The organism is Pseudomonas putida (genome assembly GCF_028682635.1).
In the GTDB taxonomy this organism is placed as follows: domain Bacteria; phylum Pseudomonadota; class Gammaproteobacteria; order Pseudomonadales; family Pseudomonadaceae; genus Aquipseudomonas; species Aquipseudomonas putida_AE.
In genome coordinates, this window is record NZ_JANHLK010000006.1 from 194,533 (window position 1) to 212,898 (window position 18,366).

18 protein-coding genes and 1 pseudogene are annotated in these 18,366 nt (G+C 60.4%); 11 read left to right on the top strand and 8 right to left on the bottom strand.

The genetic code is table 11. From position 1 onward, the window contains the following. Window positions 1-2: 2 nt before the first annotated feature. Window positions 3-821, top strand: coding sequence for a sugar phosphate isomerase/epimerase family protein (locus tag NPS56_RS10160; protein WP_274074499.1), 819 nt, complete (start codon window positions 3-5; stop codon window positions 819-821). 36 nt (window positions 822-857) lie between these two features. After that, window positions 858-1,736 (top strand): DMT family transporter, encoded by an 879-nt coding sequence (locus tag NPS56_RS10165; RefSeq protein WP_046815761.1) that lies wholly within the window; start codon window positions 858-860, stop codon window positions 1,734-1,736. A 63-nt stretch (window positions 1,737-1,799) separates the two neighbouring features. On the opposite strand, the gene NPS56_RS10170 is transcribed toward NPS56_RS10165, so the two are convergent. After that, the gene (locus NPS56_RS10170) at window positions 1,800-3,137 is read right to left on the bottom strand and encodes an MFS transporter (RefSeq protein WP_406591190.1); all 1,338 of its coding nucleotides are present in this window, start codon (window positions 3,135-3,137) and stop codon (window positions 1,800-1,802) included. Window positions 3,138-3,716: 579 nt separating this feature from the next. On the opposite strand from NPS56_RS10170, the gene quiC reads away from it, so the two are divergent. Together quiC and NPS56_RS10180 are read left to right on the top strand one after the other, a co-directional pair. After that, window positions 3,717-5,618 (top strand): 3-dehydroshikimate dehydratase QuiC, encoded by a 1,902-nt coding sequence (quiC, locus tag NPS56_RS10175; RefSeq protein WP_274074500.1) that lies wholly within the window; start codon window positions 3,717-3,719, stop codon window positions 5,616-5,618. Between the two features lie 102 nt (window positions 5,619-5,720). Beyond that, window positions 5,721-6,398, top strand: coding sequence for a TetR/AcrR family transcriptional regulator (locus NPS56_RS10180; protein ID WP_274074501.1), 678 nt, complete (start codon window positions 5,721-5,723; stop codon window positions 6,396-6,398). Between the two features lie 49 nt (window positions 6,399-6,447). On the opposite strand, the gene NPS56_RS10185 is transcribed toward NPS56_RS10180, so the two are convergent. The 3 genes from NPS56_RS10185 to NPS56_RS10195 all read right to left on the bottom strand — a co-directional run bounded on the left by NPS56_RS10185 (window position 6,448) and on the right by NPS56_RS10195 (window position 8,797). After that, a complete protein-coding gene (locus NPS56_RS10185) occupies window positions 6,448-7,302 on the bottom strand; it encodes a shikimate dehydrogenase (protein WP_274074502.1) in 855 nt (284 codons plus the stop codon). A gap of 5 nt (window positions 7,303-7,307) precedes the next feature. Continuing rightward, on the bottom strand, window positions 7,308-7,748 hold the full coding sequence (aroQ, locus tag NPS56_RS10190) for a type II 3-dehydroquinate dehydratase (protein ID WP_274074503.1): 441 nt from the start codon (window positions 7,746-7,748) through the stop codon (window positions 7,308-7,310). Window positions 7,749-7,885: 137 nt separating this feature from the next. Next, window positions 7,886-8,797 carry a LysR family transcriptional regulator gene (locus tag NPS56_RS10195; RefSeq protein ID WP_274074504.1) on the bottom strand — a complete coding sequence of 304 codons (912 nt, stop codon included), beginning with the start codon at window positions 8,795-8,797 and terminating at the stop codon, window positions 7,886-7,888. A 270-nt stretch (window positions 8,798-9,067) separates the two neighbouring features. On the opposite strand from NPS56_RS10195, the pseudogene NPS56_RS10200 reads away from it, so the two are divergent. Continuing rightward, window positions 9,068-9,497 (top strand): annotated as a pseudogene (locus NPS56_RS10200) (DUF4160 domain-containing protein). Next, a complete protein-coding gene (locus tag NPS56_RS10205; RefSeq protein WP_274074505.1) occupies window positions 9,494-9,940 on the top strand; it encodes a DUF2442 domain-containing protein in 447 nt (148 codons plus the stop codon). Before NPS56_RS10200 ends, NPS56_RS10205 begins: the two are co-directional and overlap by 4 nt. 54 nt (window positions 9,941-9,994) lie before the next feature. Here the strand turns inward: NPS56_RS10205 and trmA are convergent, their stop codons facing one another. Further along, complete coding sequence (gene trmA / locus NPS56_RS10210; protein WP_274074506.1) at window positions 9,995-11,074, bottom strand: tRNA (uridine(54)-C5)-methyltransferase TrmA; 1,080 nt, start codon at window positions 11,072-11,074, stop codon at window positions 9,995-9,997. Then, window positions 11,071-12,366, bottom strand: coding sequence for an NCS2 family permease (locus tag NPS56_RS10215; protein WP_274074507.1), 1,296 nt, complete (start codon window positions 12,364-12,366; stop codon window positions 11,071-11,073). Before NPS56_RS10215 ends, trmA begins: the two co-directional genes overlap by 4 nt. Window positions 12,367-12,586: 220 nt before the next feature. On the opposite strand from NPS56_RS10215, the gene NPS56_RS10220 reads away from it, so the two are divergent. Continuing rightward, complete coding sequence (locus NPS56_RS10220; protein WP_274074605.1) at window positions 12,587-13,036, top strand: DUF4879 domain-containing protein; 450 nt, start codon at window positions 12,587-12,589, stop codon at window positions 13,034-13,036. A 68-nt stretch (window positions 13,037-13,104) separates the two neighbouring features. Next, window positions 13,105-13,656 (top strand): DJ-1 family glyoxalase III, encoded by a 552-nt coding sequence (locus NPS56_RS10225; RefSeq protein WP_274074508.1) that lies wholly within the window; start codon window positions 13,105-13,107, stop codon window positions 13,654-13,656. A gap of 6 nt (window positions 13,657-13,662) precedes the next feature. Here NPS56_RS10225 and NPS56_RS10230 read toward each other — a convergent pair whose 3' ends face one another. Further along, entirely contained in the window at window positions 13,663-13,950 is a 288-nt protein-coding gene (locus NPS56_RS10230) for a HigA family addiction module antitoxin (protein ID WP_274074509.1), read from the bottom strand. Between the two features lie 97 nt (window positions 13,951-14,047). After that, window positions 14,048-15,286 (bottom strand): MFS transporter, encoded by a 1,239-nt coding sequence (locus tag NPS56_RS10235; protein WP_274074510.1) that lies wholly within the window; start codon window positions 15,284-15,286, stop codon window positions 14,048-14,050. A 400-nt stretch (window positions 15,287-15,686) separates the two neighbouring features. Here NPS56_RS10235 and NPS56_RS10240 point away from each other — a divergent pair, with 400 nt between their 5' ends. The 3 genes from NPS56_RS10240 to NPS56_RS10250 are packed head-to-tail and all read left to right on the top strand — an operon-like array spanning window position 15,687 to window position 18,362. Then, entirely contained in the window at window positions 15,687-17,123 is a 1,437-nt protein-coding gene (locus tag NPS56_RS10240) for a cytochrome ubiquinol oxidase subunit I (RefSeq protein WP_274074511.1), read from the top strand. Window positions 17,124-17,126: 3 nt separating this feature from the next. Further along, window positions 17,127-18,134 carry a cytochrome d ubiquinol oxidase subunit II gene (gene cydB, locus NPS56_RS10245; protein ID WP_274074512.1) on the top strand — a complete coding sequence of 336 codons (1,008 nt, stop codon included), beginning with the start codon at window positions 17,127-17,129 and terminating at the stop codon, window positions 18,132-18,134. A 60-nt stretch (window positions 18,135-18,194) separates the two neighbouring features. Next, window positions 18,195-18,362: a DUF2474 domain-containing protein gene (locus NPS56_RS10250; protein ID WP_274074513.1), complete on the top strand. Its 168-nt coding sequence runs from the start codon at window positions 18,195-18,197 to the stop codon at window positions 18,360-18,362. The last annotated feature ends 4 nt before the right edge of the window (window positions 18,363-18,366 follow it).

The window sequence follows — 18,366 nt, forward strand, 5'->3', positions numbered from 1 at the left end:
GCATGAGTGAACGAATCTTTTCCCTGGCCAGTCTTACCGTGCTGGAGTTGTCACCACCGGACATGGTCGAGGTCGCGGCGCGGGCCGGTTACAGCCATGTTGGCTTGCGCCTGGTGCCGGCGACGCCGCAGGAACACCATTTCGCGCTGGTGGCGGATGGCGATCTGCGGCGCCAGACCCTGGCGCGTCTGCGTGACACCGGCATTCGTGTCCTGGATGTGGAAATCCTGCGGCTGAAACCGGACACCCTGGTGGCCGATTTCGAGCAAGTGCTGGCGGTGGGCGCCGAATTCGGTGCCACTGAATTGCTGGTGGCCGGCAACGATCCTGACGAGCAGCGAATGACCGAGAATTTCGCCAGGCTGTGTGATCTGGCGGCGCCTTACGGGCTGCACCCGCACCTGGAGTTCATGCCCTGGACCGACGCGCGCGATCTGCAGCAAGCCGTGCGCATCGTCGAAAGGGCGGGGCGTGAAAATGCGGCGGTGCTGGTCGACGCCTTTCACTTCGATCGCTCCGGGTCGCGGCTGGAAGATCTGGCCAGGGTTGCCCCCTCGCGGTTACGGTATGCGCAGTTGTGCGACGTGGCGGGGCCCAGGCCGGCCGACATGGCAGAGATCTTGCGGCAGGCGCGTAATGAACGGCGTTTTCCCGGCGATGGCGATTGTGATCTGCCGGGGCTGTTGCGGTGTTTGCCGGCTAACATTCCATTGAGCCTGGAGATTCCCACCGTGCAACTGCTGGAGCAGGGCGTGAGCGGGCTGGATCGGGCGCAGATGGCATTGAGCAAAACCCGTGAATTGCTGGCGCGGCTGACATAGGTCCCGCGACGCTTTTGATTTGAACAAGGAACCCCAATGACCGTCAGCACCCCGCTTTCCGGCGTCAATCAGCCCTTCAAAGGGATCCTGCTGATCGTTGTCGCAACCTTCCTGTTTTCCAGCCATGACGCCCTGTCGAAGTACCTTTCCGGGTTCTATCCGATTGTCATGGTGGTCTGGGCGCGTTATGTGGTGCACACCTTGCTGATGGCCGGGATATTCCTGCCGCAATCCGGGCTGCGCGTGCTGCGTACCAAGCGGCCGTTGCTGCAACTGATTCGGGCCTTGTGCCTGCTGGGCACCAGCCTGTTTTTCACCACGGGATTGATGTACATCCCGCTGGCCGAGGCAACGTCGGTGAACTTCCTGGCACCGGTGCTGGTGACCGCGCTGTCGGTGCCGTTGCTGGGGGAGAAGGTCACCCGTGGCCAATGGCTGGCGGTGATCTGCGGGTTTATAGGGGTGCTGATCATCGTGCACCCCGGTGGTGATCTGTTCACCCCGGCGGTGTTGTTGCCGTTGTGCTCGGCGTTGTTTTTCTGCTTCTACCAATTGCTGACCCGCAAGCTCAGTGAGATCGACAGCCCGACCACCAGCAACTTCTTTGCCGGGCTGTGCAACACCCTGGTCATGAGTGCGCTGGTGCCGTTCTTCTGGCAGGTACCGACCTTGCTGCACGGCGCGATGATGCTGGCGCTGGGTGCCTGCGGGATGACGGCGCACCTGTTCCTGACCCAGGCCTTCCGGCATGCGGCGCCAGCCTTGCTGGCGCCTTTCAGCTACTGTCAGATCGTGTTTGCCGGCCTGCTGGGCTGGCTGCTGTTTTCCCACACGCCGACCCTGACCACCGTCGTCGGGATCGCCGTGATCTGCTGCAGTGGCCTGGCGGCGGCCTGGCAGCAAAGCCGTCGCTGATCGCTCCTGAACAACAGGCAAAAAAAAGCGCAGGCCCGAAACCGGGCCTGCGCCGAGGGAACATCAGCCTTCTACTTTCGGAATCTTGCGCGGGGCCATGAAGTACATCCAGATCAGCGCGATGAAGTACATCGCCGGGATCAGGGTGAACAGCACGGTGTAGTTGTTGTTGGTGACAGTCAGGATGTGGCCGACCAGCTGGGTCATGAACATCCCGCCAATCGCCGCACACATGCCGCCGAAACCGAACACCGTGCTCATCATGTGCTTGGGCGTGTAGTCCATCACCAGGCTCCAGATGTTCGCGGTCCAGGCCTGGTGCGCACCGATGGCCAGGGAAATGGCGGCCACTGCGACCCACAGGTTGCTGGAGCCGGCCGCCATGATCACGCCGATGATGCAGCAGGCGAACAGGAACATGGACATCAGGCGCGCCTTGATCGGATTGACGCCGCGGCCGATCAGGAACGAGGAGAGGATCCCGCCACCGACACTGCCGAAGTCGGCGGTGAGGTAGATGATGATCAGCGGGATGCCCATCTGGGTCACGTTGATGCCCAGGTTGTATTGCTGGTTGAGAAACGGTGGCAGCCAGTACAGGTAGAACCAGAACACCGGCGCTGTGATCGAGTAGGCAAGGGCGAAGGCCCAGGTGCCGCGCATGCGCAGGATTTTCGAGAAGGGTACGCGGACTTGTTCCGGTTCCACTTCGTTCTGGATGTAGTCCAGTTCCGACTGTTTGACGCGAGGGTGATCTTCCGGGTTGAAGTACTTCAGGCCCCAGAATACCAGCCAGATCCCGCCCAGTGCCGACATGCACAGGAACGCCGCCTGCCAGCCCCACACGTGGAGAATCAGTGGCAGCAACATCGGTGTGAACATGGCGCCGACGTTGGTCCCGGCGTTGAAAATACCGGTGGCCACCGCGCGCTCGCCGGCCGGGAACCACAGGCGCGTAGTCTTCACGCAGGCCGGGTAGTTGGCGGCTTCGGTCAGGCCGAGGATGAAGCGGCAGACCATGAAGCCGACCGCCGAAGTGGCCAGGCCGTGGGCGCCGGTCGCCAGGCTCCAGAGCAGCACGGCGCAGAAGAACACGCGCTTGACGCCGACCCGGTCGATCAGGCGGCCTTGCAGCACGAATCCGATGGCGTAGCCGACCTGGAACCAGAAGTTGATGTTGGCGTAGTCCATCGCCGTCCAGCTCATTTCCTTGGCCAGGATTGGCTGCATGACGCCCAGGGCGGCGCGGTCGATGTAGTTCAGGGTGGTGGCGAAAAACACCAGCGCCAGCATGCCCCAACGGGTTTTGCCGACAGCCATGGCGCCGCGGATCTTGTCGCCGATGCCGCCAGTGGCAGCGCTCATGGCCGGAGCCATGCGTGAGCTATGTGTAGGATTCATCTGTGCCATCCGTTCAATGACTGACAAGCGAAGCTCGTCGGGACTTCAAGGGCGCGTGATCAATCGAGGGCGACGGGCGCGGTTGGACTGATCGGCTGTGTTCGTCGGCTGACGAGTTATTCAGCGAGCGGCACGTGGGTGCCAGCGGTGCGCGGGGTTCGGATGGACGCCAGGCAAGGCGTAATGACGGTGGTGTAATCGAGCAAGGCGTTTAATGAGCGCATGAGCGTATACCCGTTTTTTGAAATTTTTATGTGGTGTTCAGGGTCTTGTTAACTGGAACCGATGATTCATGACCGGACCCAATGTGGTGTTGATGTTGCGCAGTGGACGAAAAATCGTCAATTCGCTAACGGCCATTTTGTTCGATAATCGCACGAAAAACTAACTGGATAGTACACTTTGAATTGCCGTGGGGGATCGCCAGGCCAATAATTCATTCAAAGCTAAACGCAATCCCTGTAGGAGCCCGGCTTGCCGGCGATGGCGTCCGTGAGACCGCCATTCCCGGCAGCGGGGCCGCTGCAACAAGCGTGCGATACCCCTAACAAGATTGCCTCCATCACCGGGAGTCGAAATATGCAGCGTTCCATTGCCACCGTGTCCTTGAGCGGTACCCTGCCGGAAAAACTCGAAGCCATTGCCGCCGCCGGTTTCGACGGCGTGGAGATCTTCGAGAATGACCTTCTCTACTACGACGGCAGCCCGCGAGAAATTAAACAGATGTGCGCCGATCTCGGGATCGCCATCACGCTGTTTCAACCATTTCGGGATTTTGAAGGCTGCCGCCGTGACCGTCTGTCGCGCAACCTTGAGCGGGCCGAGCGCAAGTTCGACCTGATGCAGGAGCTGGGCACCGACCTGGTGCTGGTGTGCAGCAACGCCTCGGCCGACTCCATCGGTGATGAACAGATCCTGGTCGACGACTTGCGCCTGCTGGCCGAACGCGCCGGCGCGCGAGGCCTGCGTATCGGTTACGAAGCGCTCGCCTGGGGACGCCACGTCAATACCTGGCAACAGGTGTGGAACATCGTCCGTCAGGCCGATCATCCGAGCCTCGGCGTATTGCTCGACAGCTTCCATACGCTGTCGCTCAAGGGCGACCCGAGCGCCATCGCCGAGATTCCCGGTGACAAGATTTTCTTCGTGCAAATGGCCGATGCCCCGATCCTGGCCATGGACGTGCTGGAGTGGAGCCGGCATTTCCGCTGCTTCCCGGGCCAGGGCGAATTCGATTTGCCGGGTTTCCTCGCGCCGATCATCAAGAGTGGCTATACCGGGCCACTGTCGCTGGAGATCTTCAACGACGGTTTCCGCGCCGCGCCGCCTCGAGCCAACGCTGCCGACGGTTTGCGCTCGTTGCTGTACCTGGAAGAGAAAACCCGCGAGCGCCTGGCCCAGGAAGCCAAACCAACGGCCAACCCCGAGATTCTGTTCGAGACGCCGAAGGCCAGCGAATACAACGGCATCGAGTTTCTCGAGTTCGCCGTGGACGAAAGCCTCGGCGCCAAGCTCTCCCATTGGCTGGAGCGGCTGGGTTTCGTCAAGGCCGGGGAGCATCGCTCCAAGAGCGTCAGCCTGCTGCGCCAGGGCGATATCAACCTGATCCTCAACTCCGAACCGTACTCGTTCGCCCACAGTTTCTTCGAGGCCCATGGTCCATCGTTGTGCGCCACCGCCGTGCGAGTCAAGGACAGTGCCAGCGCGCTGGCCAGGGCCGTGGCCTACAAAGGCCAGCCGTATCGCGGATTGGTCGGTCCCAATGAATTGGAACTGGCCGCCGTGCGCGCGCCGGATGGCAGCCTGATCTACCTCGTCGATCAAGACGCCGATGTCTATGGTACCGACTTCAACCTGCAACCGGCCGTAGTGACCGGCGGTGGCCTCAAGCGCATCGACCACATGGCCATGGCGCTGCCCGCCGACAGCCTCGACAGTTGGGTGCTGTTCTACAAGAGCCTGCTGGACTTCGAGGCCGATGACGAAGTGGTGCTGCCAGATCCTTATGGTCTGGTGAAGAGCCGCGCGCTGCGCAGCCGTGACAGTTCGATTCGCCTGCCACTGAATATCTCCGAAAACCGCAACACCGCCATCTCACACGCGTTGTCGAGTTATCGCGGCTCCGGCGTGCACCACATCGCGTTTGATTGCGATGACATCTTTGCCGAAGTCAGTCGCGCCAAGGCGGCGGGCGTGCCGCTGCTGGATATTCCGCTCAACTACTACGATGACCTGGCGGCGCGCTTCGATTTTGACGACGAGTTTCTCAGCGAACTGGCCTATTACAACGTGCTGTACGACCGTGATGCCCAGGGCGGTGAGCTGTTCCACGTGTACACCGAACCGTTCGAAGGGCGGTTCTTCTTCGAGATCATTCAGCGCAAGAACGGTTATGCCGGTTACGGCGCGGCCAACGTGGCGGTGCGCCTGGCAGCCATGGCCAAATCCCGCAGCGGTGCGGTGCGTCAGACAAAGTTGTAGGAAAATCGTAACCACACCGACAAACCGCTGCCGCACGGCTTCCTTCACTGTGCGGCGCGGCTCATAATCGCCAGCCTGTGCAGTGATGGCCGTGAGCCCGCAATGACAATGACTTCAGAACTCTCCGCAGCACCCGATCAACCGGTTGCCGAACCGCGCAAGAGTCGCAAGAACAATCCGGAAAAAACCCGCGAGAACATCCTGCAGGAGGCGATTGTCGAGTTCGTTCAGCAAGGGCTTTCCGGGGCTCGAGTCGATGCCATCGCCGAGCGCATCCACACGTCCAAGCGCATGATCTATTACTACTTCGGCAGTAAGGAACAGCTCTACGTCGAGGTGCTGGAGAAGCTCTACGGCGATATCCGCAATACCGAAAACCGGCTGCACCTGGCGGAACTGCCGCCCGTCGAGGCGATTCGGCGGCTGGTGGAGTTCACCTTCGATCACCATGACCGCAACGTCGATTTCGTGCGCATCGTCAGCATCGAGAACATTCACAACGCCGAATACGTGAAACGCTCCGATGCAATCAAGGCCATGAACAACACCATCCTTGATTCACTGGGCGAGATCCTGCGTCGCGGTGCCGAGCAAGGGCTGTTCCGCACAGGGCTTGATCCGTTGGATGTGCATTTGCTGATCAGTTCGTTCTGCTTCTATCGCGTGTCGAACCGCCACACTTTCGGCGAGATCTTTCAGATCGACTTGCCGGACGAGAGCATCAAGCAGCGTCATCGGGAGATGATTTGCGAGTCGGTCCTGCGATATCTGCAGGCCTGAAAAAATCGCAGCCTTGTAGGAGCTGCCGAAGGCTGCGATCTTTTGATCTTTAACCATTCATGCTCTGAAAATGCGCCAGCATCCGCTGCGCATCCGGCACCACGCCGCTGAACAATTCGAATGCCTTTACCGCCTGGAACACCGCCATGTTACCGCCATCCAGCGTTCGGCAGCCCAGGGCGCGGGCATTACGCAGCAGTTCGGTTTCCAGCGGGAAATAGACAATCTCCGCCACCCACAACTCAGCCCGAAGCAACTCGACCGGCACCGGCATGCCTGGCAGTTTTTTCATGCCCATGGGCGTGGTGTTGACCAGGCCATCAGCCTCGGCCAGGGTCAATGCCAGGTCATGACCGGCCACCGCGCGGTTACTGCCGAAATGCTGATTGAGGTTGTCCGCCAGGCTCTGTGCGCGGCTGATTTCCACATCGAAAATGCTCAGTTGTTGTACGCCTTCGCTCAACAACGCGTGGGCCACTGCCGCACCAGCGCCGCCGGCGCCCATTTGTACGACGCGCTCAACGGCAACGCCTTGCAAGCCACGCCGAAAACCTTCGGCAAACCCCAGGCAATCGGTGTTATGGCCGATGCGTTTGCCGTCTTTCAACACCACGGTGTTCACCGCGCCAATGCCACGGGCTTCTGGCGACAGTTCGTCGAGCAGCGGGATGATCGCCTGCTTGCACGGAAAGGTGATGTTCAGGCCGGTGAAGTTCATGCGTTCGGCAGCCAGCAGCAGCTCGGGCAGGGCGTTGCTGTCGAGTTGCAGTTGATCGAGATCGATCAGGCGATACAGATAACGCAAATCCTGGGCATCGCCTTCATGCTCGTGCAGGGCAGGGGTGCGGGAAGCCTGGATGCCGGCGCCGATCAGGCCTGCCAGTACGGTTTGATTCTTGCTCATCACGCTCACCCCTTCAGACGTTGGCTGAAATGCTCCAGTGCCAGGCGATAGCCATGGCTGCCAAAACCGGCCATTACCGCCGTAGCAATGCCCGAGACGAAGGAGTGGTGCCGAAATTGCTCACGGGCATGCACGTTGGACAGGTGCACTTCGATCACCGGCAGTTCGCTGGCGACCAGCGCATCGCGGATCGCCACCGAAGTGTGCGTCCAGGCGGCCGGGTTGATCACTATCCCGGCACAACGGCCGCGGGCGGCATGAATCCAGTCGAGCAGTTCGCCTTCGTGGTTGGTCTGGCGAAACTCCACCGCCAGGTCGAACTCTTCGGCGGCTCGGCCACACATGGCGGAAATATCAGCCAGGGTTTCGTGGCCGTAAGTCGCCGGTTCACGGGTACCAAGCAGGTTCAGATTCGGGCCGTTGAGCACCAGAATGATAGGGGACATCAAGGTTTCTCCACTTATTATTTTTGGCGTTGGCCAAGGTCTCGGCCTGTGGAGATAAAATGTACCAGATGGTTAATTTGGTCAATTGGACCGCCTGTATACGGTCCTTTTGTGTGCGGTGATCGGACGGTTTCGTTTCAGCGTGGCAACTGCTCCACCAGAAAGTCGATGAACGCGCGCAACCGCAGGGGCATATGACGACTTTGCGGGTAGAGCAGGGTAAACGGCCGCGAACGCCCCCCATAAGGTTTGAGCACTTCCACCAGCGAGCCATTGGCCAGTTCCTTCTCGACGATAAATCGATAGGTCTGGAACAACCCCGCACCATGTTTCGCCAGGGTCACGCCACCCAATACATCGTCGGAACAACTGAAGTTGCCCTCGGCAAGAATTTCGCGCTGTATGCCACCGTCATTGAACAACCAGGCAATGCGCCGGCCGCTGCTGGGCAGTTCGTATTGAATGCACTCGTGCTGTTGCAGGTCGTCGAGGGTTTGCGGCGTGCCGGCCCGCTTGAGGTATTCGGGGCTGGCAATCATCACCAGCGCGGCATCTTCAAGCTGCCGGGCGATCAGGCCGGAGTCCGGAATAGCGCGCACACGGATCGCCATGTCATAACCTTCGCCGACGAAATCGATGTTGCGATTACTGATGTGCGACTCGACCTTCACCGCCGGAAAGCGCGCGCGAAAGGCCGGCAGCAACGGCAGGATGCGGTGGTGGGCATAAGTGGTCGGGATGCTGATGCGCAAGGTTCCTGAAGGTACCTGTTGCTGGCCCATGACCTCGCGCTGGGCTTCGACCAGTTGCGCCAATGCCTGGCGGCATTCTTCGTAGTAGCGCCGACCGCTGTCGGTCAGCTTGACGCTGCGGGTGGTGCGTGCAAACAACCGCACGCCAAGGCGTTCTTCCATACGCGACACCGAACGGCTCACCGCGGCCGGTGTGACGCCCGCCACCAGTGCGGCGGCAGTGAAGCTGCCTGCTTCGGCAGCCAGGCAAAAAAGCTCGATGCTGCCCAGTTGAAGATCGTCGAATTGTCGCTGCATGATTGATTGCACCGGGGATCAAATGAACGCATTAAATCAGTATTTCAGGGAGATGCAGGACCTTCAAAAGACAGCCGTCCCAGCGACGGCTTTTTTTGTGGGGTGCGTGAAAGCAATGCTTACGATTTTGCCGGGGCCTCCATCGGCCCAGGGCGCCGCTGAACGCTAGTCTCAGAGGCGTATTGACGATTGAGTGTTCGAGGCGCCGGTCGTCAGTTTTCCCCAGGAATGTCGAATCTTTCGACTCATTAACCTAACGGATGGGTTAGCATGAAGATATGCAGCTACAAAGGGCTCTCGGTGGTGATCATGTTGCGTGATGAACATTGTCCTCCTCACGCACATGTGGAGGCAGGCGCGTGGAGTGCGCGATTCAGATTCAGCTTTTGGCACAACGGTGTCGAACATCTGGGATGTGGTTCCACTCTCGCGCAGGCCACCGATTGCGGTACTTGAGGGGTTGCGCCAATCGCTCAAGCTGCCTGCCCATTTGCTGCGTGCTCGTCGCATCTGGTGGCGAAAACTGCAAACGGCCTGCCTTGATAATCAATTGTGGGATTGGCAAACCGGAGAGGTCGTTGTGGTGAAGAGGATTGTCAGTACCACCAACATGATTGGTTCGGCTTTGTATGAGCCGCAAACGAACAGGACGCGGTTATCCCTGATAGGTGCACAGGAATGTGTGGAGATCGAGTTATGAAAACGGTAAAAGCCAAGGTCCAGGTAGATCGGCCGGTGACAGAGGCCCGCCTTGATCGAGCGATTGAACGAGGCAAGTCTCGCCAAAGCAGCGGGCTGCAGGCGACGTCGGTCACCTTTCAGGCTCCGTGTCTGGCGGTCAGCTTCGAAGATGGCAGCGGGGTGTTGCTGCCAGTTGGAAACTACCCTGAGTTCGATGGATTCGAGATCGAGGATTTTGCTGGTTTCGAGGTGGGTTTTACCGGCACCGCGCTCTGCCACGAAGGCAAGGACCTGCAGATCTCTATCGCCGGAATGATCTCGGCCAGCGAGCCATTGATGGCGATGGCGGCTTCGGTGATTGCTTCGCGCAACGGTCGGCAGAGCAGCGCCGCCAAGGCCGAGGCGGCGAGGGCCAATGGCAGGAAAGGTGGACGTCCACGCAAAGTCGACGTCGTGGTTTGAACGCCCACAAAAAAGCCGTCGAGATGACGGCTGATTTGTTTGTGGCCACAGCAATCACCGCCGGGTCAACAACACCCCGGATTCCATGTGATGCGTCCATGGGAACTGGTCGAACATCGCGCATCGGGTGATGCGGTGGGTGTCGTGCAACTGGGCGATGTTGTCCGCCAGGGTTTGCGGGTTGCAGGAAATGTAGAGGATGTTGTCGAAGCGTCGGGTCAACTCGCAGGTGTCCGGATCCATGCCGGCGCGAGGCGGGTCGACGAAGACGCTGCCGAACTCGTAGCTTTTCAGGTCGATGCCCTGCAGGCGGCGGAACGGGCGCACTTCGTTCAAGGCTTCGGTCAGCTCTTCGGCGGACAAACGCACCAGCGTGACGTTATCCACAGCGTTTTCGCTGAGGTTACTCAACGCCGCGTTGACCGAGGTCTTGCTGATTTCGGTGGCCAGCACCTTGCGCACTCGGGTCGCGAGCGGCAGGGTGAAGTTGCCGTTGCCGCAGTACAACTCCAGCAAATCGTCAGGGCGATCGCCGAGGGCGTCGTACGCCCAGTTGAGCATCTTCTGGTTCACGGTGCCGTTGGGCTGGGTGAACGCGCCTTCCGGTTGGCGGTAGCTGAAGGTGCGGCCGCCGACCTCCAGCTGCTCGACCACGTAATCGTGACCGATGACTTCGCGCTTGCCCTTGGAGCGGCCGATGATGCTGACGTTCAGGTCCGCCGCCAGTTTGCTCGCGGCTGCATGCCAATGCTCGTCCAGCGGGCGGTGATAACACAGGGTGATCATCGCATCGCCGGCCAGGGTCGTCAGAAACTCCACCTGGAACAGCTTGTGACTCAAAGGCGCACTGGCTTGCCAGGCGGCCTTGAGCTGCGGCATCAATTGATTGATGCGCTGGCTGGCGATCGGGAACTCTTCGATCAGGATCGGCGTGCGTTTGTCTTCCTGGGAAAACATTGCGTAGTGGCGCTCGCCGGCTTCGCGCCACAGGCGGAATTCGGCACGCAGGCGGAAGTTCTGCAGCGGCGAGTCGAAGACCACAGGCTCGGGCGCGTCGAATGGGGCCAGCAGGTCACGCAGGCGTGTGACCTTTTCTTCGAGCTGGACGGTGTAGGCCTGGGAATCAAAAGTCATGCGTTGAACCAACCGAGCTTGATCACGAACAGAATCGACAGGATCACCAGCGCCGGGTTCAGCTCACGGCCACGACCGGACATCAGTTTGATGGCGGTCCAGGCAATGAAACCGAAGGCGATGCCATTGGCGATGGAATAAGTGAATGGCATGGCCAGCGCGGTAATGACGACCGGCGCGGCGACGGTGATGTCGTCCCAGTCTATTTCGGCCAGGCCGGATGTCATCAGCACGGCGACGAACAGCAGCGCTGGGGCCGTGGCGAACGCGGGAACGCTGGCGGCCAGTGGCGAAAAGAACAGCGCCAGCAGGAACAGCATCGCCACGACGACAGCGGTCAGGCCGGTGCGGCCGCCCGCACTCACGCCTGCAGCGGATTCGATGTAGCTGGTCGTGGTCGAGGTGCCCAGCAGGGAACCGGCCATTGCGGCGGTACTGTCGGCGATCAGTGCGCGGCCCATTTTCGGCATGTGGCCGTCCTTGCCCATCAGCCCGGCGCGCTTGGCGACGCCGATCAGGGTGCCGGAGTTGTCGAACAGGTCGACGAACAGGAAGGCGAAGATCACGCTGACCAGACCGATGTCCAGTGCGCCCTTGATGTCCAATTGCAGGAAGGTCGGGGCCAGCGACGGCGGCATCGACATGACGCCGCCGAACGGGGTGAAGCCCATGACGATGGAAGCGATGGTCACCACCAGGATACCGATCAGCACTGCACCCCGCACGGCGAGGGCTTCGAGGGCGACGATCAGGGCAAAACCGAGGGTGGCGAGGATGGGTGCCGGTTGCTTGAGGTCACCGAGGCCGACCATGGTCGCCGGGTTGCTCACCACGATACCGGCGTTGTGCAGGGCGATCAGCGCCAGGAACAGGCCGATACCGGCCGCAATCGCCGAACGCAGCGGCAGCGGAATACTGTTGATGATCCATTCCCGGATACGGAAGATCGACAACAGGAAGAAGCACACCGCCGAGATGAACACCGCCCCCAGCGCCACTTGCCAGGTATGGCCCATGTGCAGGACCACGGTGTAGGTGAAGAAGGCGTTCAGGCCCATGCCCGGCGCGAGCGCGATCGGGTAGTTGGCGATCAGGCCCATGACTGTGGAGCCGATGGCGGCTGCCAGACAGGTGGCGACGAACACCGCACCCTTGTCCATGCCGGTCTCGCCGAGGATGCTCGGGTTGACGAACAGAATGTAGGCCATGGCCAAGAAAGTCGTGACGCCCGCCAGAATCTCGGTCCGCACGTTGGTGTTGTGTGCCTTGAGTTGAAACAGCCTTTCCAGCATGTCTGCTCCCCGTGGCGCGCCCGGCGCCGTGAATGTATCGACCTCAACAGCAAAGCACAGACCGCTGAACGCGCCTGGGAAAATACTGTGGGCCGGAAAAAGCCGCGCATCATACCAGCAGCGTGGGGTTATGGCTGCTTATGGCGGTGATCGTCGTCGATGTTTTGTGTTCAGTCCAAACCCGCCATACTGCGCGCTGGTTTTTTTGGGTGGCAATTGGATGAAAAAGCGTCTGACGATCATGTCCGCTGTCTTGATGCTGCTGGCGCTGGCGGCACAATCCGCCTCGGCGGCATCGGCACCGCCGTTGACCCAGGTAAAGGTGCTCAAGGTTGAATCGCCGGGCTGTGGTTTCGAGACGATTGACGAAGGGCAGACACAGACCCGCTGCAACCACGCGGGGCCCAACATCAGGATCTATGTGCTGGAAGTGGGCTACGGTCGCAGCCAGCCCCATGCCGCGCTCGATGGCTTCGAAGTGGACGGCACCCGCACGCCGGTTTGCGCTTATGACAACGGCAACCTGACCGACTGCTCGCAAAGGACCAGGATCGTCGGCAACCTTTACATTTTCAATCTGGCAGGTAAGCAGGAAGGTACGTTCATCTTCAGCAATACCTCGATCAACGCGCCGGGCAACACGCTGTCGACCCAGCTTTACATCAAGTAACGACGGCGGCCCGAACAGGCGTCAGGAAAGCTGACTACGCTTTAAGAATTCTCCTGTGGATTGTTCCCATGACCTTTCGAGCCTTGATTACCCTCGCCGAGGGCGCCGATGACCTGCAGACCGTGACCTTGATCGATGTATTGCGCCGCGCAAAAGTCGAGGTAGTGGTTGCCAGCATCGAGGGACGGCGCATGCTCACCTGTGCCCGAGGTACGCGCTTGACCTGCGATGCGATGCTGGTGGATCTGCTGGCCCAGCCGTTCGACCTGATCGTCCTGCCTGGCGGTGCCACAGGGACGCAACATCTGAGCGCCCATCAGCCCCTGCAGCAACTGATCAAGGACCAGGCCGCGGCAGGTCGCCTGTTCGCTGGCATTGCCGAAGCCCCCGCAACAGCCCTGCAATCCTTCGGCGTGCTGCGCCAGCGGCGCATGACCTGCCTGCCCTCGGCCAGCCATCAACTGTCGGGCTGCAACTTCGTCGATCAACCGGTGGTGGTCGACGGCAATTGCATCACCGCCCAAGGCTCGGGTGGCGCTTTGGAGTTTGCCCTGATCCTGGTGGAACAGTTGTGTGGCAAAGCCACGCGGGTGGCAGTGGCGGGAGAGTTGATGATTTAGACGGCGTCATGCGTGAGCGGCGATGGGTTTGATGGGCGGTTGCTCACGCTGCTCTGCTTGCCATAGGTCATAGTCGGTCTGGACCCCTAGCCACATGCGAGCCTTGCCGATTCCAGCGCGCTCCAGGCGTACGGCCAGATCCGGACTGACTGGTGCATGTCCATGCAGTACCCGCGACAGGTGAGGACGCGCAAACCCAAGATGCCGGGCAAGTTCCGCGACGCTGATGCCCAACTCGGGCAATACATCCATCAATAGTGTTTCACCAGGGTGCGGCGGGTTGTGCGTGGGCATGTTCTGCCTCCCGTGGGGAATGTGTAAGGCGATACCTTACACTCTATGCGTTAATTACGTATTGCACCTGGTCGGCAAAATTGTGATGGCAACAGCCTCAGGCCTTTACCTCTTCCACCGGCACATGCATCCGGTCGCGGTTGGCCAGGGTCGGGAAGAGCTTGATCCAGGTTCCTGTCACCACCAGCGTGCCGATACCGCCCATGACGACTGCCGGCACGGTGCCGAACCAGTGGGCGGTCAGGCCGGATTCGAATTCGCCCAATTGGTTCGAAGCGCCAATGAACAGCCCGTTCACGGCGCTCACCCGGCCGCGCATTTCGTCCGGGGTTTCCAGTTGCACGAACGAGGCGCGGATCACCATGCTGATCATGTCGGCCGCGCCGAGGACCACCAGCACGGCCAGCGAGAACCAGAACGAAGTCGACAAGCCAAAGGCGATCGTCGCGACGCCGAACACCCCCACAGCGGTGAACATCACCCGTCCGACATTGCGTTCCACGGCAAACCGCGCCAGGAACAGCGACATCAGCAGCGCGCCCACCGCCGGTGCCGAACGCAGCAGGCCCAGGCCCCACGGGCCCGTCAACAGAATGTCCTTGGCGAACACCGGCAGCAATGCCGTCGCACCCCCCAGCAGGACAGCGAACAGGTCAAGGGAGATTGCCCCGAGAATGTCCGGGCGACTGCGGATGAAACGGATGCCCGCCAGGAGTGAATCCAGAGTGGCCTTGCCCTTGTTCAGAGGTGTTTGTCGGGCGGGCAGGTTGAGCATCAGTGCGCAGGCGATGATGTACAGGATCACCGTCGGGCCATACACCCAGACGCTGCCGAAGGCGTAGAGCAAGCCACCGAGTGCCGGGGCGACGATGGTCGCCGATTGCTGGGCCGACTGCGCGGCGGCCACGGCCCGGGGAAACAGTGCGCTGGGCACGATGCTCGGCAGCAAGGCTTGGGTGGTCGGCATTTCGAAGGAGCGCGCGGCGCCGAGCAGGAATGCAAGGATGAAGATCATTTCCCGAGTGACATGGTCGGTCGCGCTGCCGATGGCCAGCGACAGGGCGATCAGGGCTTGCAGCGACTGGCAGATGGCCGCGACCTTGCGCCGGTCGTAGCGATCGGCAACGTGCCCGGTGTGCAGCATGAACAGCACGCGCGGCGCGAACTCCACGAGGCCGACCAGGCCCAGGTCGAGCACGTTGCCGGTCAGTTGGTAGAGGTTCCAGCCAATGGCCACGGTGAGCATCTGAAAACCGCTGGCGGTGAAAACCCGGGCCAGCCAGAAGGCGATGAAAGGACGATGGTGACGTAACAGCAAGGGCTCTTGGCTGGGCATTTGAAGGCAAGTCTGGGGAGGGAAAGGTCGAGATTATCACCAACCTGTAACAGGAAGTTGCGGCGCGGGAAAATTTCGTTAGCCAAGCATCGATTCCGCTGACTTCTGGTCCACTGCCTTCCATTGATTCATTTCAACCTGTGACTGAAGCCGTGAGGCAACTTGTCACGCGGCAAAAGACCACGCGGGTCATCCCCGTAAATGGGACTACTCTTTCATCGTTGATTGATCCAGATCAAAACCGACAAAAGGAATTGATCCGGCGGCCATGAGGCCAGACTCCCTGCGTTGTGATGCGTACAAAAAAAGAACAAACAGAGATTCGCCACACTCCATATCCGTGGGGGCCGTGGGTGCAGGCTTCGAGCCCGCAGCCGTACTACCTGACAGAGGAAGACTTATGTTCGGTTTAGAGGCACTTGATCTCGCCCGAATTCAGTTCGCGTTCACTATCTCGTTCCACATCCTGTTTCCAGCCATCACCATCGGCCTGGCGAGTTACCTGGCGGTGCTCGAAGGCTTGTGGCTGAAAACCAATAACGACACCTACCGGGACCTCTACCATTTCTGGTCGAAGATCTTTGCCGTCAATTTCGGTATGGGTGTGGTCTCCGGACTGGTCATGGCCTATCAGTTCGGCACCAACTGGAGCCGCTTCTCGGACTTCGCCGGCGCGGTGACCGGTCCGTTGCTGACCTATGAAGTGCTCACGGCATTCTTCCTCGAAGCCGGTTTCCTCGGTGTCATGCTGTTCGGCTGGAACAAGGTCGGACGCGGCCTGCACTTCTTCTCCACGGTCATGGTCGCCATTGGCACGCTGATCTCGACCTTCTGGATTCTCGCCTCCAACAGCTGGATGCAAACGCCCCAGGGGTTTGAAATCATCAACGGCCAGGTGATTCCCACCGACTGGCTGGCGGTGATCTTCAACCCGTCCTTTCCGTACCGCTTGATGCACATGGCGACGGCGGCGTTTGTCGCCACGGCGTTCTTCGTGGGTTCCTCGGCGGCCTGGCATCTGCTGCGCGGCAAGGACAATCCGGCGATCCGCACCATGTTGTCGATGGCGATGTGGATGGCCTTGATCGTCGCACCGATCCAGGCGGTCATCGGCGACTTCCATGGCCTCAATACGCTGGAGCATCAACCGGCCAAGATCGCCGCGATCGAGGGCCACTGGGAAAACAAGGGCGACGAGGCGACTCCGTTGATCCTGTTCGGCTGGCCGGACATGAAGGAAGAAAAGACCAAATTCGCCGTCGAGATTCCGTACCTGGGCAGCCTGATCCTGACCCACTCGCTGGATAAACAGGTACCGGCGCTCAAGGAATTTCCACCCGAGGATCGGCCGAATTCGACCATTGTGTTCTGGTCGTTCCGGATCATGGTCGGCCTTGGCTTGCTGATGATCTTCACCGGTCTGTGGAGCCTGTGGCTGCGCAAGCGCGACAAGCTGTACACCTCGCGGCCTTTCCTCTACCTGGCGTTGTGGATGGGGCCGTCCGGGTTGATTGCGATCCTCGCCGGGTGGTTCACCACTGAAATCGGTCGCCAGCCGTGGGTGGTCTACGGCCTGATGCGCACGGCGGATGCGTCCTCCAACCATAGTTTCATGCAGATGAGCATCACCTTGATCCTGTTCGTGGTGGTGTATTTCGCGCTGTTCGGTGCAGGTCTCGGCTACATGATGCGCCTGGTGCGCAAAGGGCCGAAGATCGACGAAGGCAAGGAAACCAACGAAGGCGGTCCCGGCCAGAAACGTACGCCGGCGCGTCCGTTGTCCGCAGCGGACGATGAACACGCCGATCACGACCACACCGTGACCAAGGAGATTTGAATCATGGGTATTGATCTTCCGCTGATCTGGGCCGTGATCATCATCTTCGGCATCATGATGTACGTGGTCATGGACGGATTCGACCTCGGTATCGGCATTCTCTTTCCGTTCATTCCCGGCAAGAGCGACCGCGATGTGATGATGAACACCGTCGCCCCGGTCTGGGACGGCAACGAAACCTGGCTGGTGCTGGGCGGTGCGGCGTTGTTCGGGGCTTTCCCGCTAGCCTATTCGGTGGTGCTCTCGGCCTTGTATCTACCGCTGATCTTCATGCTGATCGGGCTGATCTTCCGCGGCGTGGCGTTCGAATTCCGCTTCAAGGCCAAGGACGACAAGCGCCATTTGTGGGACAAGGCATTCATCGGCGGTTCGATCGCCGCAACGTTCTTCCAGGGCGTAGCGCTGGGGGCGTTCATCGATGGCCTGCCGGTGGTCGATCGGCAGTTTGCCGGCGGCTCGCTGGATTGGCTGACCCCCTTCACCCTGTTCTGCGGCGCCGCGCTGGTGGTGGCCTATGCTTTACTCGGTTGCACCTGGCTGATCATGAAGACCGAAGGCAAGTTGCAGGAACAGATGCACGATCTGGCGCGCCCCTTGGCGTTCGTCTTGCTGGCGGTGATAGGTGTCGTCAGCATCTGGACTCCTCTGGCCCACGCCGAGATTGCAGCGCGCTGGTTCACCTTGCCGAACCTGTTCTGGTTCCTGCCGGTGCCGATCCTGGTGCTAGTGACCCTCTACGGATTGATCCGCGCGGTGGCGCGCAATGCACACTACACGCCATTCCTGTTGACGCTGGTATTGATCTTCCTCGGTTATAGCGGGCTGGGAATCAGCCTGTGGCCGAACATCGTGCCGCCGTCGATCTCGATCTGGGACGCCGCCGCACCGCCGCAAAGCCAAGGCTTCATGCTGGTGGGCACGCTGTTCATCATCCCGTTCATCCTGGGGTATACCTTCTGGAGCTACTACGTGTTCCGCGGCAAGGTCACTCACGAGGATGGTTATCACTAGGCCCCTGCTCGCGATGGCGTCAGCACAGGCGCCATCCGAGCTTTATTGGAGAAATGTGCCATGCCCGGCAAACATTCCCTGCGCGACATTGAGCAAGCCGAAAAAAAACCGCTGTGGCAGCGGCTCGGCTGGTTGGCCTTGATCTGGGCGGGCAGCGTCGGCGCGCTGTTCATTGTGGCCAGCCTGATGCGCATGTTCATGAACGCCGCAGGCCTGACGACTCACTGAAAGC

Excerpts from the sequence above, each read along its gene's own strand:
- NPS56_RS10160 (WP_274074499.1), top strand. The coding sequence starts at position 3 with ATGAGTGAACGAATCTTTTCCCTGGCCAGTCTTACCGTGCTGGAGTTG.
- NPS56_RS10165 (WP_046815761.1), top strand. The coding sequence starts at position 858 with ATGACCGTCAGCACCCCGCTTTCCGGCGTCAATCAGCCCTTCAAAGGG.
- NPS56_RS10170 (WP_406591190.1), bottom strand. The coding sequence starts at position 3,137 with ATGAATCCTACACATAGCTCACGCATGGCTCCGGCCATGAGCGCTGCC.
- quiC (WP_274074500.1), top strand. The coding sequence starts at position 3,717 with ATGCAGCGTTCCATTGCCACCGTGTCCTTGAGCGGTACCCTGCCGGAA.
- NPS56_RS10180 (WP_274074501.1), top strand. The coding sequence starts at position 5,721 with ATGACAATGACTTCAGAACTCTCCGCAGCACCCGATCAACCGGTTGCC.
- NPS56_RS10185 (WP_274074502.1), bottom strand. The coding sequence starts at position 7,302 with ATGAGCAAGAATCAAACCGTACTGGCAGGCCTGATCGGCGCCGGCATC.
- aroQ (WP_274074503.1), bottom strand. The coding sequence starts at position 7,748 with ATGTCCCCTATCATTCTGGTGCTCAACGGCCCGAATCTGAACCTGCTT.
- NPS56_RS10195 (WP_274074504.1), bottom strand. The coding sequence starts at position 8,797 with ATGCAGCGACAATTCGACGATCTTCAACTGGGCAGCATCGAGCTTTTT.
- NPS56_RS10205 (WP_274074505.1), top strand. The coding sequence starts at position 9,494 with ATGAAAACGGTAAAAGCCAAGGTCCAGGTAGATCGGCCGGTGACAGAG.
- trmA (WP_274074506.1), bottom strand. The coding sequence starts at position 11,074 with ATGACTTTTGATTCCCAGGCCTACACCGTCCAGCTCGAAGAAAAGGTC.
- NPS56_RS10215 (WP_274074507.1), bottom strand. The coding sequence starts at position 12,366 with ATGCTGGAAAGGCTGTTTCAACTCAAGGCACACAACACCAACGTGCGG.
- NPS56_RS10220 (WP_274074605.1), top strand. The coding sequence starts at position 12,587 with ATGAAAAAGCGTCTGACGATCATGTCCGCTGTCTTGATGCTGCTGGCG.
- NPS56_RS10225 (WP_274074508.1), top strand. The coding sequence starts at position 13,105 with ATGACCTTTCGAGCCTTGATTACCCTCGCCGAGGGCGCCGATGACCTG.
- NPS56_RS10230 (WP_274074509.1), bottom strand. The coding sequence starts at position 13,950 with ATGCCCACGCACAACCCGCCGCACCCTGGTGAAACACTATTGATGGAT.
- NPS56_RS10235 (WP_274074510.1), bottom strand. The coding sequence starts at position 15,286 with ATGCCCAGCCAAGAGCCCTTGCTGTTACGTCACCATCGTCCTTTCATC.
- NPS56_RS10240 (WP_274074511.1), top strand. The coding sequence starts at position 15,687 with ATGTTCGGTTTAGAGGCACTTGATCTCGCCCGAATTCAGTTCGCGTTC.
- cydB (WP_274074512.1), top strand. The coding sequence starts at position 17,127 with ATGGGTATTGATCTTCCGCTGATCTGGGCCGTGATCATCATCTTCGGC.
- NPS56_RS10250 (WP_274074513.1), top strand. The coding sequence starts at position 18,195 with ATGCCCGGCAAACATTCCCTGCGCGACATTGAGCAAGCCGAAAAAAAA.